This is a genomic window from Arsenicicoccus sp. UBA7492 (genome assembly GCF_002479615.1).
Lineage (GTDB): Bacteria > Actinomycetota > Actinomycetes > Actinomycetales > Dermatophilaceae > Arsenicicoccus > Arsenicicoccus bolidensis.
Genome location: NZ_DLOE01000025.1, coordinates 131,202 through 156,746, shown reverse-complemented (window position 1 = coordinate 156,746; position 25,545 = coordinate 131,202). Strand labels below are relative to the sequence as shown.

General features: G+C 74.2%; 23 protein-coding genes. 15 read left to right on the top strand and 8 right to left on the bottom strand.

The genetic code is table 11. The features are described 5' to 3' along the window. Positions 1-95 precede the first annotated feature (95 nt). Genes B4E97_RS07415 through B4E97_RS07405 form a run of 3 tightly spaced genes read left to right on the top strand, consistent with a single transcriptional unit; the run spans position 96 to position 2,295 of the window. Entirely contained in the window at positions 96-1,088 is a 993-nt protein-coding gene (locus B4E97_RS07415; RefSeq protein WP_286959247.1) for a quinone oxidoreductase family protein, read from the top strand. A 59-nt stretch (positions 1,089-1,147) separates the two neighbouring features. After that, the gene (locus B4E97_RS07410; protein WP_286959259.1) at positions 1,148-1,636 is read left to right on the top strand and encodes a GNAT family N-acetyltransferase; all 489 of its coding nucleotides are present in this window, start codon (positions 1,148-1,150) and stop codon (positions 1,634-1,636) included. Then, positions 1,633-2,295 (top strand): DedA family protein, encoded by a 663-nt coding sequence (locus B4E97_RS07405; RefSeq protein WP_019285574.1) that lies wholly within the window; start codon positions 1,633-1,635, stop codon positions 2,293-2,295. Before B4E97_RS07410 ends, B4E97_RS07405 begins: the two co-directional genes overlap by 4 nt. A gap of 130 nt (positions 2,296-2,425) precedes the next feature. Here B4E97_RS07405 and B4E97_RS07400 read toward each other — a convergent pair whose 3' ends face one another. Further along, positions 2,426-2,764 carry a hypothetical protein gene (locus B4E97_RS07400; protein ID WP_019285573.1) on the bottom strand — a complete coding sequence of 113 codons (339 nt, stop codon included), beginning with the start codon at positions 2,762-2,764 and terminating at the stop codon, positions 2,426-2,428. Positions 2,765-2,788: 24 nt separating this feature from the next. Then, entirely contained in the window at positions 2,789-3,445 is a 657-nt protein-coding gene (locus B4E97_RS07395) for a prepilin peptidase (RefSeq protein WP_286959244.1), read from the bottom strand. Between the two features lie 251 nt (positions 3,446-3,696). On the opposite strand from B4E97_RS07395, the gene B4E97_RS07390 reads away from it, so the two are divergent. From B4E97_RS07390 to B4E97_RS07365, 6 genes are read left to right on the top strand one after another with little or no spacing between them, the layout of a single operon-like run. Continuing rightward, a complete protein-coding gene (locus B4E97_RS07390) occupies positions 3,697-4,887 on the top strand; it encodes a glycosyltransferase family 4 protein (RefSeq protein ID WP_286959243.1) in 1,191 nt (396 codons plus the stop codon). Further along, entirely contained in the window at positions 4,884-6,443 is a 1,560-nt protein-coding gene (locus B4E97_RS07385; RefSeq protein ID WP_286959241.1) for a lipopolysaccharide biosynthesis protein, read from the top strand. Before B4E97_RS07390 ends, B4E97_RS07385 begins: the two co-directional genes overlap by 4 nt. Further along, positions 6,440-7,606: a glycosyltransferase gene (locus B4E97_RS07380; protein WP_205621892.1), complete on the top strand. Its 1,167-nt coding sequence runs from the start codon at positions 6,440-6,442 to the stop codon at positions 7,604-7,606. Before B4E97_RS07385 ends, B4E97_RS07380 begins: the two co-directional genes overlap by 4 nt. Then, positions 7,603-8,166 (top strand): hypothetical protein, encoded by a 564-nt coding sequence (locus B4E97_RS07375; RefSeq protein ID WP_019285568.1) that lies wholly within the window; start codon positions 7,603-7,605, stop codon positions 8,164-8,166. The genes B4E97_RS07380 and B4E97_RS07375 overlap by 4 nt, the downstream gene beginning before the upstream one ends. A 51-nt stretch (positions 8,167-8,217) precedes the next feature. Further along, positions 8,218-10,176 carry an O-antigen ligase family protein gene (locus tag B4E97_RS07370; protein WP_029212503.1) on the top strand — a complete coding sequence of 653 codons (1,959 nt, stop codon included), beginning with the start codon at positions 8,218-8,220 and terminating at the stop codon, positions 10,174-10,176. Continuing rightward, positions 10,173-12,605 (top strand): glycosyltransferase, encoded by a 2,433-nt coding sequence (locus B4E97_RS07365; RefSeq protein ID WP_286959237.1) that lies wholly within the window; start codon positions 10,173-10,175, stop codon positions 12,603-12,605. Before B4E97_RS07370 ends, B4E97_RS07365 begins: the two co-directional genes overlap by 4 nt. On the opposite strand, the gene B4E97_RS07360 is transcribed toward B4E97_RS07365, so the two are convergent. Both B4E97_RS07360 and B4E97_RS07355 read right to left on the bottom strand, forming a co-directional pair. Beyond that, the gene (locus tag B4E97_RS07360) at positions 12,569-13,663 is read right to left on the bottom strand and encodes a glycosyltransferase (RefSeq protein WP_286959236.1); all 1,095 of its coding nucleotides are present in this window, start codon (positions 13,661-13,663) and stop codon (positions 12,569-12,571) included. The genes B4E97_RS07365 and B4E97_RS07360 overlap by 37 nt on opposite strands. 102 nt (positions 13,664-13,765) lie before the next feature. Then, positions 13,766-14,917: a PucR family transcriptional regulator gene (locus B4E97_RS07355; RefSeq protein WP_286959234.1), complete on the bottom strand. Its 1,152-nt coding sequence runs from the start codon at positions 14,915-14,917 to the stop codon at positions 13,766-13,768. A gap of 144 nt (positions 14,918-15,061) precedes the next feature. On the opposite strand from B4E97_RS07355, the gene B4E97_RS07350 reads away from it, so the two are divergent. Continuing rightward, complete coding sequence (locus B4E97_RS07350; protein WP_029212507.1) at positions 15,062-16,141, top strand: ferredoxin reductase; 1,080 nt, start codon at positions 15,062-15,064, stop codon at positions 16,139-16,141. Positions 16,142-16,151: 10 nt separating this feature from the next. Further along, positions 16,152-17,336, top strand: a complete 1,185-nt coding sequence (locus B4E97_RS07345; RefSeq protein ID WP_084412944.1) for a fatty acid desaturase family protein — start codon at positions 16,152-16,154, stop codon at positions 17,334-17,336. 236 nt (positions 17,337-17,572) lie between these two features. Here B4E97_RS07345 and B4E97_RS07340 read toward each other — a convergent pair whose 3' ends face one another. Then, on the bottom strand, positions 17,573-18,250 hold the full coding sequence (locus B4E97_RS07340; RefSeq protein ID WP_286959232.1) for a LuxR C-terminal-related transcriptional regulator: 678 nt from the start codon (positions 18,248-18,250) through the stop codon (positions 17,573-17,575). Continuing rightward, positions 18,250-19,590, bottom strand: coding sequence for an ATP-binding protein (locus B4E97_RS07335; RefSeq protein WP_286959230.1), 1,341 nt, complete (start codon positions 19,588-19,590; stop codon positions 18,250-18,252). Before B4E97_RS07335 ends, B4E97_RS07340 begins: the two co-directional genes overlap by 1 nt. 125 nt (positions 19,591-19,715) lie before the next feature. Here B4E97_RS07335 and B4E97_RS07330 point away from each other — a divergent pair, with 125 nt between their 5' ends. Further along, positions 19,716-21,179, top strand: a complete 1,464-nt coding sequence (locus B4E97_RS07330) for a PspC domain-containing protein (protein ID WP_286959229.1) — start codon at positions 19,716-19,718, stop codon at positions 21,177-21,179. Next, positions 21,176-21,439 (top strand): hypothetical protein, encoded by a 264-nt coding sequence (locus tag B4E97_RS07325; RefSeq protein WP_019285557.1) that lies wholly within the window; start codon positions 21,176-21,178, stop codon positions 21,437-21,439. The genes B4E97_RS07330 and B4E97_RS07325 overlap by 4 nt, the downstream gene beginning before the upstream one ends. Before the next feature lie 10 nt (positions 21,440-21,449). Here B4E97_RS07325 and B4E97_RS07320 read toward each other — a convergent pair whose 3' ends face one another. Beyond that, complete coding sequence (locus B4E97_RS07320) at positions 21,450-22,235, bottom strand: NUDIX hydrolase (RefSeq protein ID WP_286957839.1); 786 nt, start codon at positions 22,233-22,235, stop codon at positions 21,450-21,452. After that, complete coding sequence (locus B4E97_RS07315) at positions 22,232-23,398, bottom strand: glycosyltransferase family 4 protein (protein ID WP_286957840.1); 1,167 nt, start codon at positions 23,396-23,398, stop codon at positions 22,232-22,234. Before B4E97_RS07315 ends, B4E97_RS07320 begins: the two co-directional genes overlap by 4 nt. Before the next feature lie 34 nt (positions 23,399-23,432). Here B4E97_RS07315 and B4E97_RS07310 point away from each other — a divergent pair, with 34 nt between their 5' ends. Continuing rightward, on the top strand, positions 23,433-24,257 hold the full coding sequence (locus tag B4E97_RS07310) for a PIG-L deacetylase family protein (protein ID WP_286959227.1): 825 nt from the start codon (positions 23,433-23,435) through the stop codon (positions 24,255-24,257). 2 nt (positions 24,258-24,259) lie between these two features. Beyond that, positions 24,260-25,507, top strand: coding sequence for a lysylphosphatidylglycerol synthase domain-containing protein (locus B4E97_RS07305; protein WP_286959226.1), 1,248 nt, complete (start codon positions 24,260-24,262; stop codon positions 25,505-25,507). The last annotated feature ends 38 nt before the right edge of the window (positions 25,508-25,545 follow it).

Sequence of the window (25,545 nt, the reverse complement as noted above, 5' to 3'; positions counted from 1 at the left end):
CGTGCGAACCCCGGCGAATGTGACTACCTGAGGTAGGTCCATCAGGCTGGGGGACGAAGGCCGGTCGATGCACCTGCCCCCGGTAGGGTTTGGCCATGACGAGCCTGACCGCCTCAGCCCTGATCGTCCCCGAGCACGGTGACTCCGGCGTGCTCCGCGTCGAGGAGCGCGAGGTCCCCGACCCCGGTCCCGGCCAGGCCCGCGTCACGGTCGCGGCCAGCGGGGTCAACTTCATCGACACCTACCAGCGCGGCGGGGTCTATCCCGTCGAGACGCCGTTCGTGCTCGGCATGGAGGGCGCGGGCACCGTCGAGTCCGTCGGCGAGGGCGTCACCGAGGTCGCGCCCGGCGACCGCGTCGCCTGGGCCATGCAGCTCGGCAGCGCCGCCTCCGTCGCCACCGTCCCCGCCGCCAACCTCGTGCCGGTGCCCGACGGCGTCGAGCTCGACGTGGCCGCCGCCGCGATGCTGCAGGCGATGACGGCTCACTTCCTGGTCAACGACACCTACCCCTGCACCGCCGAGACGGTGGCGCTGGTCCACGCGGCGGCGGGCGGCGTCGGTCAGCTGCTCGTCCAGCTGCTCAAGGCCAAGGGCGCGACGGTCGTCGCGACCGCCGGCAGCGAGGACAAGCTCGCCATCGCCCGCGACCGCGGCGCCGACCACGTCATCAACTACCGCGAGCACGACACAGCCGACAGCCTCGCGAGCGCCGTCAAGGAGGCGGCCGGGCGTGGTGTCGACGTGGCCTACGACGGCGTCGGTCAGGCGACCTTCGACGCGTCCATGGCGAGCCTGCGCCCCCGGGGCGTGCTCGTGCTCTTCGGCGCCGCCAGCGGTCCGGTCCCCCCGCTCGACCCGCAGCGGCTCAACCAGGGTGGCTCGCTCTATCTCACCCGACCCACCCTCGCCCACTACATCGCCGGCCGGGACGAGCTGCTCGCCCGATCGGGCGAGGTCCTCGACCTGATCGCGGACGGTTCCCTCGACATCGCCATCGACTCCCGGCACCCGCTCACCGACGCCCGCGCTGCCTACGACGCCCTCGAGGGCCGTCGCACCTCCGGCAAGGTCCTGCTGGTCCCGTGACCGACACCGACACCGACACCGACACCGACACCGCCGCGCCGGCCCCCACCCCACCCACCATCCGACCCGCCAACGTCGACGACGTCCCCGCCCTGCACCGCCTCGTCCGCGACCTCGCGGCCTACGAGCGGCAGAGCCACGCCGTCACCGCCACGCCGCAGGACCTGAGGGACGCCCTCTTCCCCGAGGACGGTGACGCCGCCGTCTGCGCCGACGTGGCCGAGGTCGACGGCGAGGTCGTCGGCATGGCCGTGTGGTTCCTGACCTTCTCGACCTGGACGGGGCAGCACGGCATCTGGCTCGAGGACCTCTTCGTCGAGCCGGAGCACCGCGGAGCCGGTCTCGGGCGGATGCTCCTGGCGGGCCTCGCCGCGCGGGCCGTGGAGCGGGGCTACACCCGGGTCGAGTGGACCGTCCTGGACTGGAACGCCCCCGCCATCCGGTTCTACCGCTCCCTCGGCGCTGAGCCGCTCGAGGAGTGGCGGACGCAACGACTCCACGGTGACGCCCTCGCCAGGGTCGCCCGGCGCGCCGAGCAGCGCGCGTGACCGTCGACCAGCTCCTCCTGTCGATCCCACCGCTCGCGGTCTACCTCGTCGTCGCGCTCGTCATCTCATTGGAGTCCATGGGCGTCCCCCTGCCCGGTGAGGTCACGCTCGTCGCGGCCGCGCTGCTGTCGGCCCACCACGAGCTCGACGTCAGCCCGCTGTGGGTGGCCGTCGCCGGCTCCGCGGGCGCGATCATGGGCGACTCGATCGGCTACGGCATTGGTCACCACTTCGGCCAGCGGCTGCTCGTCTGGTTGCGGCGACGGTTCCCGCGCCACTTCGGCGCCAAGGAGATCGCCTATGCCGAAGCCGTCTTCGCCCGGCACGGCATGTGGGCCGTGTTCTTCGGCCGCTTCGTGGCGCTCCTGCGGATCTTCGCCGGTCCGCTGTCCGGCGTCCTGCGGCTGCCCTACCACCGGTTCCTGCCCGCCAACGCTCTCGGCGGCATCCTCTGGGCGTTCGGCACGACCTACGGCGTCTACCTCCTCGGCACCGTCGCCGAGCACTGGCTCAAGACCTTTGCGTGGGCAGGGCTCGCCGCCTTCCTGGTCGGAGGGCTGCTCGCCTCGACGCTCCTCGGTCGTCGCGTGCGCCGCGCCGTCGACCACTTCTCCGAGCACCATCCGGAGGCCGTGGCCGCCGTGGAGGCCCAGGGCTGAGCCGACGTCAAGGTCAGACCGGCAGAGCACCGAGCGCCGGTATGACGGACGGCCCGGCCTCCAGCGGGGTCACCGCGAGGAGGCCGGGCCGTCGGCATACGGTCCAGGCAGCCAAGAGCAGGGGCTGCGATCAGTGGGGCAGGGTGTAGGCCACGATCAGGTTGACCACCACGAGAGCAGCCGCGGCGTGCAGCAGGGCGGGCTTGGCCTCCCCGCGGCGGCCACGGGCGTGCGAGATCTCGGTCAGCGCCACGACACCGAGCATGACCAGCAGCTTGATGCCGATGAACATGTGGGGCGCGTTGCCCTCCATCTCCTCGAGGACGACGAGCGCCAGGCCGGACAGGAGCTGCAGCCGAGCGCCCCACGCCATGAGCTTGGTGGCGGCGCCGGGCTCGATGCTCTGGACGTAGCCGAAGACGAGCAGCGCGAGCGTGAGGTAGTGCAGGACGAGGAGTGCGAGGGTCATGGCCCGGATTCTACGGTGCCGGCGTCACCCGGCGAGGACGGCCAGCAGCGCGCCGAGCATGAGCGGTGGACCGAGGGCCAGGTGGTCCCGGCGGCCCGCCCGACGCGTCACCAGCAGCGCCGCCGCCACCACCCCACCCAGCGCGAAGCCCGCCCACAGGCCCAGCAGGACCTGCGACCAGCCGAGCTGAGCCAGGACCGCCGCCAGCAGGCCGGCGAGCTTGACGTCCCCGAGGCCCAGCCCCTGGCGCGGCGCGGTCAGCCACAGCAACCCACCCACCAGGAGGACGACGACGACCGCCACCGCGGACCGCAGCAGCGCCTCGCCGCCGTCTCGGGTGACCGCGGCGACAGCCGTCAGCGCGACGGCCAGGACGGGATAGAGCGGCAGCTGCAGCGCGTCGGGCAGCCGGTGGACGTCCAGGTCGATCGCCGCCAGCGCCACCATGAGCCAGGCGAGGGGCACCACGACGACCGCGAGCGGGGCCCGGTCGTGGGCGCAGAGCTGCCACCAGGCGAGAGCCGGGAGCGCGACGGACGCGGGCCGCACCCAGCGTGAGGCCCGGGGCCGCCGCACCAGGTCCCTGTCTCGGCGATAGGTCCCCGCCCGCAGCCACGCGTCCAGGCGGTGCCCCACGAGCAGACCCAGGACGGCCACGAGCACGGTCCCGCTCCCCTGCATGCGTTCCTCCTCACGGACGTCCTCGTCGCACCGTCGCAGCGTCGCACCGTCACGACGACCGGCTCACCTGGCGCGACCACCTGACGGTAGGCCAGGTCGGCACCGGGGTGCGTCGCGTCGTCCACAGGCGGTTTCGCCGTTAGGGCGTGGCCGCCGATGCCGTCTCGTTACCCTGGACCGGGCGTTCGTCCTGCCCGCGCCCCTGCCCCCATCCCTGTCGCCCCGCCCCGCCCCGTTGGAGGTTCTCCCCCGTGCCGCTGCCCGCCCGTCGACGCATCATGCTGGTCGAGCTGCCGCCCGCCGGTGGCCTCTTCCAGTTCGCCGTGCAGCTGGGCGAGGGCTTCGCCCGCCGCGGCCAGTCCGTGCGCGTGGTGACCGGCCCCTCCCCCGAGCTCGCGTCGCGCGAGCAGGGCTGCACCGTCGAGGCGATCCTGCCGACCTGGCACCCGACCGCCGGGGCGGACGCCCCCGAGCTGTGGCGCAAGGCCCGCCGCGTCGTCCGGGCCGGTCAGCACCACGCCGCGTGGGTGCGCCTCCTGCTCGAGATCCGGCGCACCCGGCCCGACGTGGTCCTGTGGTCGGCGTGGCGCTTCCCGGTGGACGGCTGGGGCGTCGTCGCGGCCCGGCGCCTCGCCCCCTGGGCCACCCTCGGCATCGTGGCGCACGAGCCGCGTCCGCTCGTCGAGCAGCCCGGACGCGACGGCCTCTACAACGACAGCGGCCCGACCTACCAGGCCCTGCGCGCCGCCTACGCGACCGTCGACGTCGTCTACGTCCTCGGCGAGAGCGCCCGCCGGGTGGTCCTCGAGACCTGGCCGGTGACCGGCCCGGTCCGCGTGATCCCGCACGGCGACGAGGACGTCTTCCGCACCGACACCCCATCGAGCGCCGCCTCCACGGCCCCCCACCTGCTGTTCTTCGGCACCGTCACCGGCTACAAGGGCCTCGACGACGTGCTCGAGGTCTGGCCCCGGGTGCGCGAGCACGTGCCCGACGCGACCTTCACCATCGCCGGGTCGATCAGCGCCGACGTCGACGCGGACGCCCTGCGCCGCCGCGTCGCCGGCCTGCCCGGCGTGGAGCTGCGCGACGGCTACGTCGCGGTCGAGGACGTCCCGGGGATCCTGGAGCGGGCGCGGGCGGTGGTCCTGCCCTATCGCCGGGCCAGCCAGAGCGGGGTCGCGCACCTCGCCCACACCTTCGCGCGGCCAGCGGTCGCGACGGCGGTGGGCGACATACCGGCCGTGGTCCAGGACGGGCGCACCGGCCTCGTCGTCCCGCCCGCGGACCCCGACCGGCTCGCCAACGGCATCGTCACCCTGCTGCGCGACCCGGACCTCGCGGCCCGGCTCGGCGACGCCGGCCGGGCGGGCCTGGCCGGCGGCGCCTCGTGGGACGACGTCGCCGCGACCCTGCTCGACGGCCTCCCGGACCCGCGATGAGCGAGCACGTCACCGACGAGCACCACCCGCCGCCCGAGGAGGAGTCCCGCTCGACGCCCGCCCGTCGGGTCGGCACCAGCACCGTCTGGAACGTCCTGCAGTACGGCGGCAGCAAGCTCGTCACGTTCGTCTCGACCGTCGTCCTCGCCCGCCTGCTGGCCCCGGAGGCCTTCGGCCTGGTGGCCCTCGCGCTGCTCGCGATCAACATCTTCGACCGGCTCAAGGACCTCGGCGTCGGCACCGCGCTCGTGCAGCACTCCGGGTCGTGGCGACGCATCGCCCCCACCGGCGCCGCGCTGACGCTGGTGCTGGCGCTGGGCTTCGGGCTGCTCTGCCTCGTCACGGCGCCCTGGCTCGCCGCCCTGCTCGGCAACGACGCCCTCGTCCCGCTCATCCAGGCCCTGTCCGTGTCGATGCTGCTGCAGGGCCTCGCCGTCTTCCCCGACGCCGCGCTGCGCCGCCACCTGGCCTTCAAGGAGCGCACGCTGCCCGAGCTGGGCGGCGCGTTGGTCAAGGCGGCCGTCTCGATCTCCATGGCGCTCGCGGGCGCCGGGGCGTGGAGCCTGGTCTGGGGCCAGGTCGCCGCCACCGCCACGATGGCCGTCCTCTACTGGCTCGTCTACCTGCGGCTGACACGCAGGGCCCGTATGGCGAGCGCGGAGCCCACCGCCTCCCCCCTCACCGAGCCGGCCGACCGCCACCTCGGCTGGGACCGCCCGGTGGCGGGCGAGCTGCTGCGCTTCGGCGGCTCGCTGTCGCTGCTCGCCCTGCTGGCCCTGGTCATCGACAACCTCGACTACTTCAGCATCGGTCGACGCCTCGGCGAGACCGAGCTCGGCTACTACACGATGGCCTTCCGCCTGCCCGAGCTGGTCGTCATCGGGGTGTGCGTCGTCGTCGGCCAGGTGCTGTTCAGCTCGTTCTCACGGCTGCAGGACGACCGCGAGGCGCTGCGCGAGCACTACCTGCGGGCCATCGCCGCCGTCGCCACCCTCACCGTCCCCGCCGGGCTCGGCCTGGCCGCGGCGGCCGGTCCCGTCGTCGAGACGGTCTTCGGCGACCAGTACGTCCTGTCCGAGCCCATCCTGGTCGTGCTCGGCTGCTACTCCGCGGTCTACGCCCTGGGCTTCCACTCCGGCGAGGTCTACAAGGCCACCGGGCACGCCGGTCTGCTCAACACCCTGGCCCTCGCCCAGGTCGCGGTCTTCGCGCCCGTCCTGTGGATCGCGGCCGGACGCTCCACCCTCGCCGTGGCCGTGGCCTTCCTCGCGTGCCACGTGCTGTTCACCCTGCTGCGCTTCGTCGTCACCGACCGCGTCCTCGGCATCCCCGTCGCGTCCCAGCTGCGGGCGGTCGCCCCGGCCACGCTGAGCGCCCTGGTCATGGCGGGAGCCGTCACGCTCGTCGACCGGTTCGTCCCGCTGCAGCAGCCCTTCCTCCTGCTCGTCCTCGAGGTGGTGGTGGGCGCCCTGGTCTACGTCGGTGCCCTCGCCCTCGTCGACCGGCAGGCCCTGCCCCGCGTCACCCGCCTGCTGCGACCCGGTGGTGCCTCGTGAGAGTGCTGCACGTCCTCGACTCCTTCAGCTTCGGCGGGGCGGAGAACCTCGTCGTCGAGCTGGCCCGGCACGTGTCCGCCGACCACGCGGCCGGCCAGGACCTCCACCTGGACCTCGCCGTCGCCAGCCTCGGTCCGGCCGGCCGCGAGGGCAAGGACGCCATGCTCGACCGCTTCCAGGCCCTCGGGCTCGCCCCCACCTATCTCGGGGTGCGGCGCCTGCTGGACCCGATCGGCGTCATCCGGCTGGCCCGGACCCTGCGCGCCAGCAGCGCCGACGTCGTCCACGCCCACCTGGGCTACTCCGCGACCCTCGTGCCGCTGGCCGCCCGCCTCGCCGGGGTCCCCTGCGTCGCGACCCTGCACCTCGTGCCGCAGCTCGGGTCCCGCGCCGACCGGGTCAAGGAGGGTCTGTCGGTCCTCGTCCCGGCCACCCTCGGGCGGCTCGTCCTCGTCTCCCAGGCAGCATATGACGGCTACGCCCGCCACTACGGACCGGCCACCGCCAGCTGGCGGTGCATCCCCAACGGCATCGATGTGGACCGCTACTCCACGGCGCGGCGGCGGCTCCCCCAGGACGTCCCGGTCCCCGACGGCGCGCCCGTCTGGGCGGTCGTGGCGGCCCTGCGCGAGCCCAAGGGGCACGTGCCGCTCGTCGAGGCCTGGGCCAGGGTCGTCGAGCAGCATCCCGACGCCCACCTGCTCGTCGTGGGCGAGGGAACGCACCGACCGGCGATCGAGGCGCGCGTGCGCGAGCTCGGCCTCGAGCGGCGCGTCCACCTCCTGGGGCGGCGCGAGGACGTCCCCGACCTGCTGGCCGGGGTCGACGGGGTCGTGTCCGCCTCGTTCACCGAGGCGCTGCCCACCTCGCTCGTCGAGGCCGCCGCGTGCGGCCTGCCCGTGGTGGCCACCGACGCCGGCGGCACCCGCGACGTCGTGCTCGACGGCGAGACCGGACAGGTGGTCCCCGTCGGCGACGTCCCCGCCCTCGCGCGCGAGCTGTCCCGGCTGTTGTCCGACCCCGGCGCCCGCGCGGCCTACGGCGAGGCCGCGCGGCGTCGCGCCGAGCAGACCTTCTCCATGCAGACCTGGACCCGCGCCCTGCACGACCTCTACGCCGAGCTCATCGACCCGTCCCGCACGGAACCCAAGGAGAACGCATGACCACCGACACCACCCGCAGCCGCGGGCTCGGCCGCCTGCTGCCCGCCCTCGTCGCGGGCCTGCTCGCCGCCCTCGTCGTGGGTGGCTTCCTCCTGTCCCGCCCGGGCACCTACACCTCGACGATGGACGTCGTCGTCGTGCCGCAGAAGGTCGCCAGCGCCAACGACAGCGCCGCGCTCTTCGACAGCCTGAGCCGGGGCCAGGTCATCGCCACCGCGGCCGAGGTCTACTCCCAGAAGCGGTGGCTCCCCGAGGGCTCGAAGGTCGAGGTCACGGCCGGCAACGTCGCGCCGAGCGCCGTCGTCACGGTCCGGGCCGCGGGCAGCGACCCCGGCCAGGTGACCTCCGCGCTCGAGCGGGTCGTCGCGTCGGCCACCCCCGAGATCGGCAAGGTGCTCGCGCCCTACACGGTCACCACCCTCAGCACCGAGCCCTCCACCCCCGAGTCGGGTGGCCTGTCCACCCCGCTCAAGCTCGTGGTCGCCCTGCTGGCCGGCCTGCTCACGGCCATCCTCGCCGCGGGCGCCGGCTCGACGCTCAGCCGTCGCCGGGCCGGCTGACGAGACCTGAACAGACAGACCTCAGACGACAGCCGACAGACGACAGACGACATGACCCCCGCCACCCTCGAGCGCTCCCGCAGCGCGGACGTCGACCAGCCGCGAGCCGCGCTGCCGTCGTCCGCCGCCGCCACGCTGCTGCTCGCGGGGATGGTCGCCGTCGAGTTCTCCGGCGCCTCGGGGGTGCTCGAGGGGCGGGTGCCCGTGTCGCCGTTCCTCGCCCTGCTCGCGCTCGGCCTGCTCGTCGTGGTGGGGCGATGCCTCGTCCAGCGCGTGGCCGTCCCCTGGGCCACGGTGGGCGCGGTCTCGGCATACGTGCTGGCCACGGCCCTGTCCAGCCAGCTGGCCGACCTCGACGGCGTGGCCTTCCTGCGGACCGGCGTCGAGCCGGACTGGGGCTCGGCGGCGGTGCTGGGGGTGCTCAAGGAGCTGGTCTTCGTCGTGGTCGTGTGCCTGCTGGCGAGCGGCCTTCGGCGCTGGTGGCTGGTCGCCGCGGCGATGGTCCTGCCCATGGCGGCGATCTGCCTGCTCGGTGCCCTCAACGAGTGGGTGCTCGGCAACACGGCGACCTTCGGGGGCTTCGAGACCGTCACGACGGCCGAGGGGGTGGGCGTCGTCACCAAGCGGCACGCCGGTCCGCTGCCGGACGCCAACTTCTGGGGGCGCTTCCTGGTCCTCGGCCTCCCGTTCGCGCTGGCGCTGGTCCAGGAGTGCCTGCAGCGAGGGCGCCGGCTGCTCGCGCTCGTGCCCCTCGGCTGCCTCGGCGCGCTGCTCGTCGGCGTCTACCTCACCGGCTCGCGCGGGACCATGCTCGCCGCCCTGGTGGGCGCCGGCCTCTACCTCCTCCTGTGCGGCCTGGACCGCAGGGTCCTCGCCGCCGGCGCCGTGGTCGTGGTGCCGCTGCTGCTCGTCCTGCCCGGCGTCGGGAGCCGGCTGCTCTCGATGCTGGGGGTGGCCGAGTCCGGCCAGCTCGCCGCGGTCGACGGCTCGGTGCGCGAGCGCATCGCCACCCAGACCGTCGCGACCAAGATGATCCAGGACAACCCGCTGACGGGGGTCGGTCCCGGCGGCTACTTCGCGCGCTTCCCCGACTACGCCTCAGCGACCGACCTGCACCTCGAGCGGATCGTCGCCCCGCACAACCTCTACCTCGGGCTGTGGGCCGAGATCGGGCTCGTCGGGCTGCTGGCCTTCCTGTCGATCCTCGCCGTGGCGCTGTGGCAGGCGGGCTGGGTGCTGCGCGCCCTCCCGTCCCTGCCGTCCGCGGACGCCGCGCGCCTGCGGCCCTACGCCGCCGCCTGCGTCGCCGGGCTGCTCGCCTGGTGCGCCGCGAGCGTCTTCCTGCACCTCACCTACGCCCGCATCGTCTATCTCGTGGTGGCGCTCGCCGCCGCCCTCGCCACCCAGGCCCGGGCCCTCGGGGCCCACCGGGTGCCCCGTCCGCACCGGCACCGCACCCCGGCGTATGCCGTCCCCCTGGCCGCTGCCGGGGCCGCCCTCGCCGCGCTGGTGGTGACCTCGCTGCCGCAGCCCGCCCACGCCCACGTCGTCGGCTACCTCGAGCCGCAGTCGTCCAGCGCCTACCTGCTGTCCCTGCGCACCCGCGAGGTCACCGCACCGACCTATGCCGTCCTGACGTCCGTCGCCTCCGGCCGCACCGTCGACGCCCAGGGCGACCCCGCCTCCGGCCTCGTCTCCGTGTCCGCGGAGGCCGAGACGCCGGAGCAGGCCGACCGGCTGGCCCGCGACGCCACCGCCGCCGGGGACGCCGCCGTGCGCCGAGCCGGCCTCGACACCCTCTTTCGCACCCGCTGGGGCACCGTCACCACCTGGCGCGAGACCCCGGGCCGGTCGGAGGTGGCCGCCGCCATGACGATCGGGGCGGTCCTCGGTGCGGCCCTCGCCCACGCCCGGACGATCCTGGCGGCGGTGCGTCCTCGGCGACGTCCTGACCACCCTGACCACCCTCAGCGCCCCCGGCACCCCCATCGACCTACGGAGCAGCCATGACCCCGGCACGCGCACCGATGACCGTCGTCCACGTCATCCACTCCCTCGGCGCCGGTGGCGCCGAGAGCGTCCTGGTCGAGCTGGCCCGCACCGCGCGCGAGGCCGGGCTGCGCATCGTCGTCGTCGGCCTGTCCGACGCCGAGGACGACCGCGCGGCGCCCCGGCTCGCCGAGGCGGGGGCGACGGTCTACCAGCTCTACGCCGGTCGCTACGACCTCCGGGCGGTGCGCCGGGTCGCCGCGATCGCCCGCCGCGAGGGCGCCGACGTCATCCACACCCACCTCAAGCACGCCGACCTCGTGGGCGGCCTCGCCGCGCGGCTGGTCGGCGTGCCCGCCGTCTCCACCCTGCACGTCATCGAGGCCGACCCCCAGGGCGCGGCCCACCGCGCCCGGGTGCGGGCCGCCGTGGCCGCGCGCGCCACGATGTTCGACCGCGTCGTGGCCCTGTCGGAGGCGCAGCGCGAGTGGTACTCGGCCTTCCGCTCCTCCACCCCCGTCGTGCTCGTGCCCAACGGCGTGCGCGAGCCCTCCCCCTCGGGCACGGGGTCGGCGGTGCGCCGCGAGCTCGGCGTCGACGACGACACCGTCCTCGGCGTGACCGTGTCGCTCATGCGCCCCGAGAAGGGCCACGCGGTCGCGCTGGACGCGGTCCGCCTCCTCCCCGCGGACCTGCCGTTCGTCCTCGCGCTCGCAGGTGACGGTCCCCTGCTCGACGAGGTCCGCGCCGAGGTCGAGCGCGACCCCTTGCTGCGGGACCGCGTGCGGGTCCTGGGCTTCCGCTCCGACGTGGACGCCCTGCTGCACGCGGCCGACCTCGTCGTCCACCCCAGCCACGAGGACGCCCTGCCTACCTCACTGATCTCGGCGCTCGCGACCAGCACGGCCGTCGTGGCGACGCGGGTCGGCGGCATCCCCGACATCGTGGGCGACGACGCGGGGCTCCTCGTGCCGGTCGGTGACCCCGCCGCCCTCGCCGACGCCATCACCGCGCTGACCCGTGACCCGCACCGCCGCGAGGCGTGCGGCCGGGCCGGACGCGCCCGCTACGACACCACCTTCGCGGCGACGGTCTGGGTGGATCGCCTGCGCTCGCTCTACGCCCAGCTCGTCACCCCGCCCACGGAGTCGCTCCACGACGGCCCCGTGACCTCCGTCGCCGTGGTCAGCGCCGTGGCGCCATACCCCTCCGACAGCGGCAAGGCCATGGTGATCGCCGGGTTCCTGCGGCACCTGCGCTCCCGGCTGCCGGCCGAGGACATCCACTATCTGCACGTCGGCGCGCCACTGCGGCGCACCGCCGAGTTCGAGGGCGTCCAGGTGCACGAGATGGGCCGGCCGAGCCGCACGGACCAGCTGGTGGGGCTCGTGCGCGGCGTGCTCCTGCGCCGGCAGAGCCTGCAGGAGGCCTTCCTCGGCAGCCCGCGGGTCGCCGCCACCGTCCAGCAGACGCTGGTCGACCTCGACCCCGACCTCGAGATCATCGACACCGTCCGCATGGAGCAGCACGTGGCCGGCCGCCGGTTCCGCGGGCGCCGGGTGCTCTACCTCGACGACCTGTTCAGCGTGCGCTACACCCGCATGCTCGAGGTCCTGCGGGACAAGCGGATCGACACGGACTTCGACCCGCTGGGTCAGTTCTCGCACAACGTCCCCAGCCGCCTGCACTGGCTCACCCGCGCGCCCCTCACCCGCGAGGCCCTGCTGCGCTTCGAGCGTGGCCGGGTCGCGCGCTCGGAGCGCCGGGCGGCCCGCGCCAACCCCACCTCCGTGCTGCTCAACGCCGAGGAGGCCCGTCACCTGCGCGCGGAGACCGGCGCGGCGGTGGTGGCGGTGCCCCCGTCGATCCCCGGGCTCGACGAGACGTCGCACCAGCCGGACCGGTGGGACGGCCGTCCCGAGTTCGCCTTCGTCGGGCTGCTGTCGCTCGCGCACAACCACGACGGCCTCGGGTGGTTCCTGCACGAGGGCATGGACGAGCTGCTCGCCCTCCAGCCCGACGCCCGGCTGCACGTCATCGGCCGCGACGCCGACGAGTCCCTGCTGGCCGACGCTGCCCGGCACGGCGACCGGGTCGTCGTGCACGGCTTCGTCCCCGACCTGGACGAGGCCCTGTCGCGGATGTGCGCCCTGGTCAACCCCTTGCGCTTCGGCTCCGGCATCAAGATCAAGACGCTCGACGGGCTCGCCCGCGGCCTCCCGGTCGTCAGCACCCCGGTGGCCGCGGAGGGGATCGCCACACAGAGCCGCCCGGGCCTGACCGTGGTGCCCGACGCCGTCGAGGCGGCGCGGGCGCTGGCCGCACTCGTCGACCCGGCTGTCCGATCTCGCGAGGCGCAGGGCGCCCACGCGCTCTACGCCGAGCGGTACGCCGACCCCGTGGTGGCCGCGGCCTACGACGAGGTGTTCGGCACCGCGCGGGAGGACTGACCCCGACGGGCCTCGGCGCGCTCGAGCGCCCGGCCCACCTGCTCCAGCAGGGCCTCCACGTGCACCTCCGGGGCGTATGCCGTCCGCGCCGTCGCACGCGCCGACTCCCGGATGTCCGCGGCCTCGGCGGCGTGCGCGGGGTCCAGGCACCAGCGCAGCGTCTCGCCCAGCGCCGCCGCGTCCCCGGCCGGCACGACGAACCCCGTGACGCCCTGCTCGACGTGCTCGCGGACCCCGAGGGTGTCGGTGACCACGGTGAGCTTGCCCAGGGCCATCGCGTCGAGCAGCACCATGATCCCCGGCGCGCAGTCGTCCCGGTGCTCGAGGGCGACGACGACGACGCAGGCGCGGCGCAGGTCCCGGCGGAACGCCGGGGGGTCGACCTCGGTGCGCACGTGCACGTTGGCCGGCACGGGCACGCCCTGCGGCAGCCCGCCCGGCACGGTGGCGATGACGACCTCGGTGCCCTCGGGCAGGTCGGCGGCGCAGCCGAGCAGCGGGCGGTAGTCGCGGGCCGTGCGGCCGCCGCTGAACACCGGGCCGTCGTGGCGGATCTCGGGCTCGGCGCCCGCGGGACCGTCGGAGCGCTGCGGGCTTCCGGTCGGGTCGGGGCTGCCGGTCGGGTCGGGTCCGCCGGTCGGGTCAAGAGCGCCGGCCAGGTCGTCCGGGCCCAGGCCGTGGTGCCACGGGACGCTCACGACCCGGTCCCCCGGAACCCGGTGGACGCGACTGAACTGGACGCGCCCCTCGCGGGTCAGGGCCACGAAGGTCGTCCGCGGCCCCGCCATCGCCCGCACCCCGGCGCGCGTGACCAGCTCCACGAGGCGGCCCGGACCGAGCTTCCACGAGCAGTCGACGACGAGCACCTCGGGTCCGCGTCGCGTGCGGGCGAGGATCGCGGTCGCGACCTTGTCCACCCGGCTCGTGCCGTCGAGCACCAGGACACCGCTCGTGCGGGCCGCGGCCAGGACGCGCAGGAGGCGGACCGGGTCCCCCGGCCGGTCGTCGGTGAGGCAACGGGTGCGCTCGACCCAGCGGGGGCGGAGGCGATAGTCCATCGTCGTGCTCGTTCTCACGCCCACGAGTGTGCGCTCGTCAGGGAGTCGGTGGCGGCGATTCCGGGAGAATGACGCGCACGAGGGCGGCCGGCGGCGGCATACCTAGCGGTGACCGGCCCGCAGGACCATGAGCAGCTCGAAGCGCACGTCCGGGTCGTCGAGGTCGGCGCCGAAGGCCTCGCGCAGCTGGGTCACGCGGTAGCCCACCGTCTGCGGGTGGATCGACAGGGCCTCGGCCACGGGCTGGCGCTGCCCCCAGTGGACGAGCCACTGCAGCAGGGTCTCGGCCAGCCGCTCACGGGTGGCGGGGGCGAACGCGTCCAGGGGCGCGAGCCGGATCCGCGCCAGGTCCGCGACGACGGCGGGCTCGGCGTGCAGGGCTAGCTGGGCCAGGTGGTCGCCGACGAAGACCGTGTCGGGACGCTCCATCCCCGCCGCCGCGGCCTGCTCGAGGCGGGCGATCGTCAGCACGGTGAGGCGCAACGACTCGGGCGCCTCGTTCCACGGACGGGTCGGCCCCACCACCGCACCCCGGCCGCGCAGCGCCCGCTCCAGGTCGCGCCGCGCACGCTCGGTCGTGGGCGCCGGGACCAGCGCCACGACGTCGTCCTCGCGCTCGACCACCAGGGCGCCGCGGCCGAGGGCGAGACGCAGCCCCTGGGCCTGCTCGCGGCGCAGCGCCACGACCGCCAGCTCCGGTGGCAGCGCCCAGCCCGCCGCGAGCGCCGCCTGGTCGACGCCCGCCGACGAGGCCCGCCCGTGCAGGACCAGCAGGGCGAGCTCGGTGCGCCGGCGCTCCACCTCGCCCAGCTGCTCGTTCTGCTCGTCGGCGTAGCCCTCGACCGAGGCGGCCGACAGCTCGTCGATGTAGGCGAAGATCGACTCGCCGAGGGGCACGATCACGTCCGGGGAGACGCCTGCGTCCACCGCGATCTGGGCCGCGGTGCGGAAGGTCACGCGGGCGCCGGAGCGGTAGGCCGCGAGCAGCGACCCCAGCTGGCGCCCCGAGCGGAACTCGCCGCGACCCAGCCCGGCATACACCCGTCTGGAGTCCGGCTCGAGGGCCGGACGGTCCGTCCCCGGCAGGTCGAGGAAGCGGTCGAGGGCGATGGCGACGCCCTGGTGCAGCCCCTGCCCGAAGCGGCCCTCCATGGGGCGCGCGTAGTCGGGAACGTCACGTGGGACGGCGCGGATGATCTGGTCGACGATCTCGACGACGCGGGGCCGCAGCAGCTCGGACACTTCAGCGGGCAACGACAACCATGGTGGCGCTTCAGCGGGACGGTCGAGGCTCATGGGGCCCGATTCTATCGTCGCGTGATAGTCCCTCGGCGCGATTCGGGCGCGCGCCGACGAGTATGAAAGGCCCTGCGTGGGAAATACTGGAGTATGCCGTCCATGCGTCCGCTCGATCGCCTGGCCAAGGCCGTCAGCCCCGTGCTGTCGCCCCTGGCCAAGCCGTTGACGACCCCGCTCAGCCCCCAGGACTTCCTGTCCCTGATCAATCCCCTGTCGTCGGCCCGCCAGCTCCGCGGTGTCGTCACCTCCGTCGTCCCCGAGACGACCGACACGGCGACCATCCACTTCCGCCCCGGCCACGGCTGGGACCCCCACATGGCCGGCCAGTGGGCCCGCGTCGGCGTCGAGGTCGACGGCGTCCGCCACTGGCGGTCCTACTCGCTGACCACCGCGGCCGGCGAGGACCCGGCCATCACGGTCCACGCCGAGGGCCTCGTCTCGGACTCGCTCGTGCACCGCACCCGCCCCGGCGACGTGCTGCACCTGGACGTCCCCCAGGGAGACTTCGTGCTCCCCGAGCACCCGCGCCCCCTGCTCATGCTCACCGCCGGCAGCGGGCTGACCCCCGTCATGTCGATGATCCGCACGCTGGTCGGTCACCGTGACGACGCCGACGTCGTGCTGGTCCACAGCTCCCGCACGGCGCAGGACGCGCTGTTCGCCGAGGAGCTGGCCGAGCTGTCGACCGCCCACCCCGGCCTGCGGGTCGTCCACTGGTACTCCGGCGAGCGCGGTCGCATCGACCTCACCTCGACCGCCGCGCTCGACGAGCTGTGCCCCGACTGGCGCTCGCGAGCGTCATACGCCTGCGGCCCGCCCGAGATGCTCGACGCGGCCGAGCGCCTGTGGCACGACGCCGACGCCCGGCACTCGCTCGTCATCGAGCGCTTCGCACCCGTCGTCCTCGACGGCCAGGGCGGCGAGGGCGGTGTCGTGACCTTCCTGCGCTCCGACAAGGAGATCGAGGTCGACGGCGACACCACCCTGCTCGAGGCCGCCGAGTCGGCCGGCGTCATGATGCCCAGCGGCTGCCGCATGGGCATCTGCCACACCTGTCTCACCCCGCTGCGGGCCGGCAAGGTGCGCGACCTGCGCACCGGCGAGGTCCACGGCGACGAGGGACAATCCATCCAGACCTGTGTCTCCGCAGCCGCGGGACCCTGCCATCTCGAGATCTGAGGAGGGTCACATGACCACCACGGCCGAGCGCCCCACCGCACCCACCGACGGCGCCACCCCCACCCGCGAGCAGCTGCCCGCGATCCCCACCCGCAACCCCGGCCTGGCCGACAGCGGTCGCCCCGTGCGCCGCCCCGACCACGCCCAGCACCTGACCGACGAGCAGGTCGCCGAGCTCGGGCGCGAGCTCGACCAGATCCGCGCCGACATCGTCGCCTCGCGAGGGGCCGCCGACGCGGCATACATCCGTCGGGTGATCCGCGTGCAGCGCAGCCTCGAGCTCGCCGGCCGCGCCACGCTGGTGCTCGCCGGCAAGCGCAAGTCCGCCTGGGTCGCCGGCGTCGGCCTCATGTCGGTCGCCAAGATCCTCGAAAACATGGAGATCGGCCACAACGTCATCCACGGCCAGTGGGACTGGATGCGCGACCCGGACATCCACTCCTCCACCTGGGAGTGGGACTTCGTGGCCCCGGCCAAGGGCTGGAAGCACACCCACAACGACCTGCACCACACGTGGACCAACGTCGTGGGCAAGGACAACGACGTGGGCTACAACCTCCTGCGGATCAGCTCGGACCAGCCGTGGAAGCCCTACAACGTGCTCAACCCGGTCTACAACGCGATCCTCGCGCCCTTCTTCGAGTGGGGCATCGCGTTCTACGACCTCGAGCTCGTCGACGTGCAGGAGGGCCGCAAGTCCCGCGAGGCGCTCAACGCCGACCTCAAGGCCCTCGGCGTCAAGGCCGTCAAGCAGGCCGGCAAGGACTACGTCGCGACCCCCGCCCTGGCGTCGCTCACCGGGTCCGGCAAAGCCACGCTGGCCGGCACCTTCGCCGCCAACTGCATCCGCAACCTGTGGGCGCACACCGTGATCTTCTGCGGTCACTTCCCCGACGGTGTCGAGTTCTTCACCGAGGAGATGATCGAGGGCGAGACCCGCGGCGACTGGTACATCCGCCAGATGATCGGCTCCTGCAACATCTCCGGCAGCAAGCTCATGCACCTGATGACCGGCAACCTGTCGCACCAGATCGAGCACCACCTGTTCCCGGACCTGCCGAGCAACCGGTATGCCGAGATCGCGGTGCGCGTGCGCGAGATCTGCGACCGCTACGGCCTGCCCTACGTCACGGGTCCGCTGCACCGGCAGATCGGCCAGACCTGGCGCACGGTCTTCCGGATGGCCCTGCCCTGATCCTCGCCCGGTCGCTCGGTCGCTCGGCTGCACCCTGTTGCTCTGGGCTGACCGAGCAGGCCGTGTGCCGACGCCCGCCGCCCCTCGGGGACCGGCGGGCGTCGCCGTCCCGCCTTCAGACCCGCCCCCGGTAGAGGCATCGACCGGCCGTCGTTCGCCAGGCTGATGCCTTTACCCCCGGCGGGTCCATCGACGTGGCGTGCTAACCCGGGCTGATGTGCCTACCTGAGGGAGGTCTAGAGGAGGTGGCGGTTCATCGCCCAGGCGGTGAGCTCGTGGCGGCTCGACAGCTGCAGCTTGCGCAGCACGCTCGACACGTGCGTCTCGACGGTCTTGACGGAGATGAACAACTCCTTGGCCACCTCCTTGTACTGGTAGCCCCGCGCGATCAGCCGCATGACCTCGCGCTCGCGCGCCGATAGCCGGTCGAGCTCCTCGTCGACCTCGGCGATCTCACCCGCCGCGGCCCCGAACGCGTCGAGCACGAACCCCGCCAGCCGAGGGCTGAACACCGCGTCCCCGTCGGCCACCCGCCGGATCGCGCTGACCAGGTCGTTGCCGCTGATCGTCTTGGTGACATAGCCCCGGGCCCCGGCGCGGATGACGGAGATGACGTCCTCGGCGGCGTCGCTGACCGACAGGGCGAGGAAGCGCACGGGCACCCCGGCCTCGGTCGTCGTGCCGGCGCACCCGAGGATGACGTCTGTGCCGCCGCGCCCGTCGCCGCCGGGCAGGTGCACGTCGAGGAGCACGACGTCGGGGCGCTCGGCCTTGATGACGGCGACGGCCGACTCCACGTCGCCCGCCTCCCCCACCACCGGCAGCGACGTGTCCAGCTCGGTGCGCACGCCCGCCCGGAACATCTTGTGGTCGTCGACGAGGACGAGGCGGATCGGGGTCGTCGGGGGAAGCATCAGGACTCCTCGGTCGTGGGTCGTGGTGGGAGAGTCAGCGAGACCTCGGTGCCGTCCTCGAGGCGGCGGATCCGCGCGGTGCCGCCGTGGCGGTCCATCCGGTCGACGATCGAGCCCCGCACCCCGAGGCGGTCGAGCGGCACCTCGCCCAGGTCGAAGCCCGGCCCGTGGTCACGGACGAAGGCCTCGATCCCGAGCGGCCCCGCCTCGACGTAGGCCGACACCGGCGCCGCGCCATGGCGGACGGCGTTGTTGAGCGCCTCGCCGAGGGCCTTGACCAGCGCCGAGACGTCCGCGTCCAGGCCGACGTCGCCCGTGACGACGAGGTCGATCGGGACGCCGTGCCGGTCCTCCACGTCGTGCGCCACCTCGGCAGCGGCCGCCGAGAGCGTGGTGAGGGTGGAGCTGCCTCCGCCATACAGCCAGGTGCGCAGCTCGCGCTCCTGGGCCCGGGCCAGCCGCTGGACCGCCGTGGGGTCGTCGGCCTTGCGCTGGATGAGGGCCAGGGTCTGCAGGACGGAGTCGTGCAGGTGGGCGGCGATGTCGGCGCGCTCGGTGGCGCGGACGCGCTCCGCCTGCTCGGCCTTGAGCCCGTCCCAGAGCCGGATGGCCCAGGGGGCGAGGATGACGACGAGCCCCAGCAGGACCGCCAGGGCCGACAGGGCCGCGTCGCCGAGCCCACCGACGCCCTGCGCGCGGCTGGCGAGGACGACGACCCCGGCCAGGGTCAGCAGGACCCCGGTGACGACGCGCGCCAGGCCGGCGCGCGAGTCGGCGGCCGACAGCTGCAGGAAGCGGTCGCGCTCGCTGCGGTCGAGCTGGGTCCAGACGACGATGGCGCCGCTGGCGATGAGGGCGAGCGGCAGGGTCACGCCGAGCCGCAGGTCGACGCCGTGCCGGGTGAGCACGACCGCGAGCCCGCCGACCACCAGGGCCAGCCCCAGCAGGACGTTGACCACGGCCTCGTCGTGCAGCAGCCGCTGGCGCAGGAGGGGCCATCGCGTGGCGCCTCCCCCAGCAGCCGCCCCACCCGACCCCGTGGTTCCTGCCGAGCCGGCCGCCCCGGGCGACCCCGGCGCCTGCGGCGCCGTGCGCGTGGTGCCCCCCGGCCCGAGCCGCTGCGGGGTGAGCGCCCAGACGGCGAGATAGAGGATCACGCCCGTGCCCATCCCGAACATCGTCAGGAGCACGAGAGCCATCCGGATCACGCCCACCTGGATGCGCAGGTGCTCCGCGAGCCCCGCGCACACGCCCGCGACCCAGCCGCTGTCGACCGGGCGCAGCAGCCGTGGCGCCGGCTGCTGCTGCTCGACGCGCTGGGTCTCGTAGGGGGTGGGCACCTCCCCATCCTCACCCATGGACGCCGCCGGGACGAGGGTCTGACCCGCACGTCAGGGGATCGTCAGGGTGGGGTCAGGGGCGACCCTCATGGCCCACCCCCGCGCCGGGGAGAGAGATTGTCGGTATGACGCAGCAGCCGCCTCCCACGCCACCGGGTCCGCCCGAGGCCACCGAGCACCAGCCGGACGCGCTCGACCGGTTCTTCCGCGGCGTGCGCGGCACCGGCATCCGCCGCCGGCTGTCGCACCGCTGGGTCGCCGGGGTCTGCGGCGGCGTCGCCGACAAGATCGGCATCGACCCGATCGTCGTCCGCATCGTGTGGATCGTGCTGCTGGTCATGGGCGGCATCGCCTTCCCGGCCTACTTCGTCGCCTTCCTGCTGCTCGCGGACACCAAGGGCGAGATCCCGCTCGAGAAGGCCCTGCGCCGCGGGGACGGCAACTCCGTGGTGCTGCTGGTCTTCACGCTGTTGGTCAGCCTGGGTGGTTTCACCGACGCGTTCGGGTTCCACGACGGCTCCCCCGGGGGCAACGTGGGCCGGATCGTCGTCATGGTCTTCTTCGGGGTCGGCGCGTACTACTGGTGGTCCCGTCGCAACCGAGGCCAGCACGGGTCCGTCACGGAGGTCGGCACCGAGCAGGCCGCCCTGGAGCACCCCTCCGCCGAGCAGCCCTCTGCGGACCACCCCTTTGGCGATCGTGTCCCCGACGCCTCACCGAGCACGCTGGCCCTCCCCGCGGTCGAGCCGCTGGACGCGACCCCCCGCGGTGCCCTCGACGCTTCCGTCGGTGACACCACCACCACCGCCACCGCCACCGGTGACGGCGTCGGCTCCAGCCCGGCCATGAGCTGGCCCACGACCGCAGGGGCCGTGCCGGAGCACCTCATCTCGGGTGCGACGCGGGTCGTCCCGCCTGCTGCCGCCTACGTCCCGATGCGTCGCCGCCGACCCACCCTCGGCTGGCCGGGCACCGTCGCGGCCGTCGGGCTCGCCGCCGCCGGCATCGGCGCGGTCCTCGCGGCCGACCAGACCGGTCGGATCCACGTCGACCACCCCTACGCGATCGCGGCGGCCACGGCCCTCGGGCTCGTCTCGGCGCTGCTGGTGGTCGTGGGGCTGGCCGGCCGGCGCGGCGGCTTCACCGTCCCGCTCGTCCTCGCCCTGGCCATCATCACCCTGTCCCTCGGTGGCCCCCTGCGCCTCGACGTGGCCGACGGGGCGACGTCCTTCTCGTCCTCGTCGATGGACCAGCACTGGGCGCCGACCACGCTGGACGGCGGCACGTCATACCAGGTGGGCGCCGGCGACAGCGTCCTGGACCTGACCTCCGTGGAGGCCTCCAGCCTCAACGGGCAGGAGGTCAGCGTGCAGGTCGGGGTCGGCGAGATGACCGTCCGCATCCCCCAGGGGATGCCGGTGCGGGTCAAGAGCCACGTCGGGCTCGGCGACGTCGTCCTCCGTCATCCCGACGGGTCCAGGACGGACCTCGGCGAGACGGACACCACCATCGGCACCGGCACACCCGTGCTCGTCCTGCGGGGCCAGGTCGGCCTCGGGGACCTGATCATCGAGGAGGTCGCGCGATGAGCGACCAGCGCTACTACCCAATCGACCCCGACGAGGCGCACCGTCTCGCGGAGCTCGAGGCGACCACGCAGCCGCGCGGCCCCTACGCCCCGGCGATCGTCGTCGGCCTGCTCGGGCTCCTGTGCGCCGCCTCGGTGCTGCTGCGCGAGCTGGCGGTGATGAGCATCGACCTCGTCACCCAGGGCCCGTGGATCGTGGTGGGCGTCGGCGTCCTCCTGCTGCTGGTCGGCGCCGTGGGCATCGCTCGTCGTGGCCGTTGAGGGAGCCGCCTCAGTCCGGCCGGTCGGACGGCAGCAGGTCGGCCAGGTCGGACCAGGCCGGCGCCAGCCGGAGCCCCTGCCCCCGCACGACGTCCGCCGAGACCCACGCCGCGGAGGCCGTCGTGCCGTCGCGGTCGTGCACCACGACGTCGTGGCTGCCCACGACCTCGGCGCGATAGACCAGCCGCACCGCCTGGAAGTCCTCCAGGACTCCCTTGGGGGACAAGCCGATCCAGTGGTGGCTGCGGACCGCCACCAGTCGCGGCCGCATGATGTCCTGACCGGTCTCCTCCCAGACCTCGCGCACCACGGCGGCCGCCGGGTCCTCCCCCGGCTCCACGCCGCCACCGGGCAGCCCCCACGCGCCCGCGGCGTTGGTGCGGTCCGACGCCTCGGTCAGCAGCACCCCGAGGGGGCCGACCACGACGGCGTATGCCGCGACCCGCGTGCGCACCAACGGCGGCTCGTCGGGATCCAGCTCGATTCCGGCGTCCATCGGGGTGGTCACCACGGGCAACGGCTCCGGGCCCTCCGGGCGGTGCCGCACCGCGTAGGACAGGACCACGGCGTGCGGGTCCCCCAGCGACCGCTCGGCGGCGAGCGGCGCGCCAGGCTCCCAGCCGTGGCTGCGCAGCAGGTCCTCGGGCGTCACGCCGTGCGGCAGGTCGATCGCCACGCGGCGACGCCCGTCGTGGTCGTAGCCGTCGACCTGCACGGGCGAGTCCAGCACCCGCCCGTGGCGGACCACGCGACCGTACTCGTCCTCGCTCAGCAGACCTGGTTGGTCCCCACTCATGTCCTGCCCCTCCTCGCGAGCCGCCCGGCCCGCGCATACTCCGCCTCCACCATCCCCACCACCGCGGGCCACGACTGCGTGGGCGGCGTCTCCAGGCTCTGCCGCCGAAGTCGTTGCCGGGCAACGGGGTCGAGCACCAGGGTAGCCACGTGAGCGGCCAGCTCCCGGTCGCCCCCCGCGAGCAGCCCCGTCACGCCGTGCTCGACGAACTCCTCCACCCCGCTGCCGCGCCGACCGACGACCGGCAGCCCCACGGCCCGCGCCTCGAGCGCGGCGATGCCGAACGCCTCCAGCACCGTCGGCGAGACGTAGGCCGCTGCGCCACGGTAGGACTCGAGGAGCTCGTCGCGAGACACCCTGCCCCGCAGCAGGACCCGGTCGGTGAGGCCGTGGGTGCGCAGGTAGGCCTGCACCAGCCCGCGCTGCGGCCCCTCGCCGAACACCTCGATGCGCCAGTCGATCTGGTCGCCGACGAGGTCGTCGACCCGGCGCGCCACCCGTGCGAGGGGCACGGCGCGCTTGCGTCGCGCGAGGCGCATGGCGGTGACGAGTCGGACCGGTCCGGCATCACCCTCGCGCCCTGTGCCTCCCGCGAGATGCGTTGCCGCCGTGGACGATCGCCAGCGGTCCAGGTCGATACCGTTGGGCAGCACGGCGACCCGCGCGTCGGGGGCCAGGCGCTCGAGCGGGCGGGCCGCCATACGACTCACCGCCGACAGCGCGACACCTCGCCCGGCCCACCGACGCACGCGCCCGCTGACGGCGAGCACCCGCTCCATCGCGTCCAGCACGCAGTGCCAGGTGACCGCGGTCGGCAGCCCGGCCGACAGGGCGACGTCGACCGCGTCGCTCGCGAAGGGGCTGACCACTCCCATGTGCACGTGCGCCACGTCGAACCCACCGGCCAGCAGCCGACGCCGCAGCGCCGGTGGCGCCAGGGGGTTGACCGGCAGGTCGCCGGGCAGCCGCAGCGCGAGGTGGTGCACCGGGACGCCGTCGACCAGCTCCACCGCGCCGTGCCGCTCCCCCGCCCGACCGGGCGTGGCCGTGAACACCTCGACCACGTGGCCCGAGCGCCGCAGCCGGTCCGCGAGGTCGTGGACCTGCACCTCGATGCCACCGAGGCGCGGCAGATAGCAGTCCGACAGCAAGGCCACCTTCACGACATCCACCCTGCCATGCGAGAGGATGACCACGATGGCTCACACACTGCTCGCGTTCCACGCCCACCCCGACGACGAGGCCCTGCTCACCTCCGGCACCCTGGCCAGGGCCGCCGCCGAGGGGCACCGGGTCATCGTGGTGACCGCCACCGACGGTGACCTCGGCCTGACCTCCAGCACGTATGCCGGCTCCGCCGCCCGCACGCTCGGCGAGCGGCGTCTCGGCGAGCTGATGCGATCGTGCGCCGCGCTCGGCGTGGCGCGGGTCGAGTGGCTGGGCTACGCCGACAGCGGGTCGGGCGCCGAGCTCTACCCCGACCCCGAGGGCATGACGCGCTTCGTGCGCGCCGACGTCGACGAGGCCGCCGAGCGCCTGGCGCAGATCCTGCGCGAGGAGTCCGTCGACGTGCTGCTGACCTACGACCGCAACGGCGGCTACGGTCACCGCGACCACGTGCAGGTGCACCACGTCGGGGCGCGTGCGGCCGAGCTCGCCGGCACGCCCCGCGTGCTGCAGGCCACGGTCCCGCGCGACGCGATCTGCCGGGCGCTGGACCTCGCCGCGCTCGTCTACCCCTTCCCGGCCGAGTTCGACCGCGCCTCCTTCGACCGGGCCTACTCCACCCGCGCCGAGATCACCCACCACATCGACGTCCATCGCCACATCGCGGCCAAGCGCGCCTCGATGCGCGCCCACGCCTCGCAGGCCGCGGCGGACGACGGCGACCGCACGCTGGCGGCCTTCCTGCGGATCCCCCGACCGCTCTACGACCTGGTCTTCGGCCGGGAGTGGTTCGTCGACGCGTCGCGGCCGCCCGGCGGACCGGTGGCCCACGACATCTTCGACGGGCTGGGCTGAGCATGACTCCGGGGGGAGAGCAGCGGCGGGCGGCCGAGGCGAGCGACACGGGACCAGCAGCCGCAGACGCAGACCAGACGACAGGGGCGACCGCGACGCCGGCGACCCGGGACACCACGCCCGACCCGCGTGCGACGCCCGACCCGCGTGCGACGCCCGACCCGCATGCGACGTCCGACGAGCCGGGGGCGACCCGAGCCAGGGGCGACCAGCGTCGATCGTGGTGGCGCACCGCCCTCCAGGCCGTCCTCGGCACGGCGCTGGCCGTCGCGCTGCTGGTGTGGGGACTGCCGTACTTCGCCGAGACCTCGTGGTCCGCCCTGCTGGCGCACCTCGACGCGCTGAGCTGGGGCAACACCATCGGCCTCTTCGTGCTCATGGTCGTGGCGCTGTGGTGCTACACGTTCACGCTGACCGGGTCGCTGGCCGGGCTCACCCACCCGCAGGCCCTCATGGTCAACGTCGCGGGCTCCGCGGCGGGCAACCTGCTGCCCGGCGGCGGCGCGATGGGGGCGGCGGCGACATACGGCATGTATCGCTCCTGGGGCTTCACCCCCCGCGACATCTCCACCTCCCTCATCGTCAGCGGTGTCTGGAACGTCCTCGGCCGCATGGCCCTGCCCGTCCTCGGCATCTCCGTGCTGCTCATCGCCGGCGAGCCGATGCCGCCCGGGGTCGCGCGCGGCGGTGCCGTCGGCGCGCTCCTCGGCCTCGGGCTGCTCGGCTGGTTCGTCGCCGTCATCGCCTCCGAGCGCGTCGCCACCACCACGGGTCACGTCCTCGACCGGCTGATCGGGCCGCTCGTCCGTCGCCTCAGCCGCCGCTCCGACGGCCACGGGGTCGACGGCCTGGTCGCCGACCTGCGCTCCCGGATCGGCCACGTCGTCGAGTCGGGGTGGTTGCCGATGACCTTCGGGCTGGTCGGCTTCTTCGGCTTCCAGTACCTCCTGTTCATCATGTGCCTGCGCGCCACCGGGGTGGAGCTCTCGCTGGCCCACTTCTTCGCGGCGTTCGCGGTCGGACGCCTGCTGACGGCCGTCGGGGTGACCCCGGGTGGCGTCGGCGTGACCGAGGCGGGCACCGCGATCGCGCTCGTCGGCTTCGGGGCCGCGCACGCACCGGCCGCCGCGGGCATCGTCCTGTTCACGATCTACACGCACCTGCTCGAGCTGCCGCTCGGCGCCCTGGGCGCGCTGATCTGGTGGCTGACCAAGGGCCGGTATGCCGACCGCCGCCCCGCCACCACCTGATCCGCCACCCCGGCGCCACAGACGCCACCAGGCGACCC

What these genes read in the sequence shown, in the direction of transcription:
- B4E97_RS07415 (WP_286959247.1), top strand. Translation starts at nt 96, where the DNA reads ATGACGAGCCTGACCGCCTCAGCCCTGATCGTCCCCGAGCACGGTGAC.
- B4E97_RS07400 (WP_019285573.1), bottom strand. Translation starts at nt 2,764, where the DNA reads ATGACCCTCGCACTCCTCGTCCTGCACTACCTCACGCTCGCGCTGCTC.
- B4E97_RS07395 (WP_286959244.1), bottom strand. Translation starts at nt 3,445, where the DNA reads ATGCAGGGGAGCGGGACCGTGCTCGTGGCCGTCCTGGGTCTGCTCGTG.
- B4E97_RS07385 (WP_286959241.1), top strand. Translation starts at nt 4,884, where the DNA reads ATGAGCGAGCACGTCACCGACGAGCACCACCCGCCGCCCGAGGAGGAG.
- B4E97_RS07375 (WP_019285568.1), top strand. Translation starts at nt 7,603, where the DNA reads ATGACCACCGACACCACCCGCAGCCGCGGGCTCGGCCGCCTGCTGCCC.
- B4E97_RS07370 (WP_029212503.1), top strand. Translation starts at nt 8,218, where the DNA reads ATGACCCCCGCCACCCTCGAGCGCTCCCGCAGCGCGGACGTCGACCAG.
- B4E97_RS07365 (WP_286959237.1), top strand. Translation starts at nt 10,173, where the DNA reads ATGACCCCGGCACGCGCACCGATGACCGTCGTCCACGTCATCCACTCC.
- B4E97_RS07360 (WP_286959236.1), bottom strand. Translation starts at nt 13,663, where the DNA reads ATGGACTATCGCCTCCGCCCCCGCTGGGTCGAGCGCACCCGTTGCCTC.
- B4E97_RS07350 (WP_029212507.1), top strand. Translation starts at nt 15,062, where the DNA reads ATGCGTCCGCTCGATCGCCTGGCCAAGGCCGTCAGCCCCGTGCTGTCG.
- B4E97_RS07345 (WP_084412944.1), top strand. Translation starts at nt 16,152, where the DNA reads ATGACCACCACGGCCGAGCGCCCCACCGCACCCACCGACGGCGCCACC.
- B4E97_RS07340 (WP_286959232.1), bottom strand. Translation starts at nt 18,250, where the DNA reads ATGCTTCCCCCGACGACCCCGATCCGCCTCGTCCTCGTCGACGACCAC.
- B4E97_RS07330 (WP_286959229.1), top strand. Translation starts at nt 19,716, where the DNA reads ATGACGCAGCAGCCGCCTCCCACGCCACCGGGTCCGCCCGAGGCCACC.
- B4E97_RS07325 (WP_019285557.1), top strand. Translation starts at nt 21,176, where the DNA reads ATGAGCGACCAGCGCTACTACCCAATCGACCCCGACGAGGCGCACCGT.
- B4E97_RS07320 (WP_286957839.1), bottom strand. Translation starts at nt 22,235, where the DNA reads ATGAGTGGGGACCAACCAGGTCTGCTGAGCGAGGACGAGTACGGTCGC.
- B4E97_RS07310 (WP_286959227.1), top strand. Translation starts at nt 23,433, where the DNA reads ATGGCTCACACACTGCTCGCGTTCCACGCCCACCCCGACGACGAGGCC.
- B4E97_RS07305 (WP_286959226.1), top strand. Translation starts at nt 24,260, where the DNA reads ATGACTCCGGGGGGAGAGCAGCGGCGGGCGGCCGAGGCGAGCGACACG.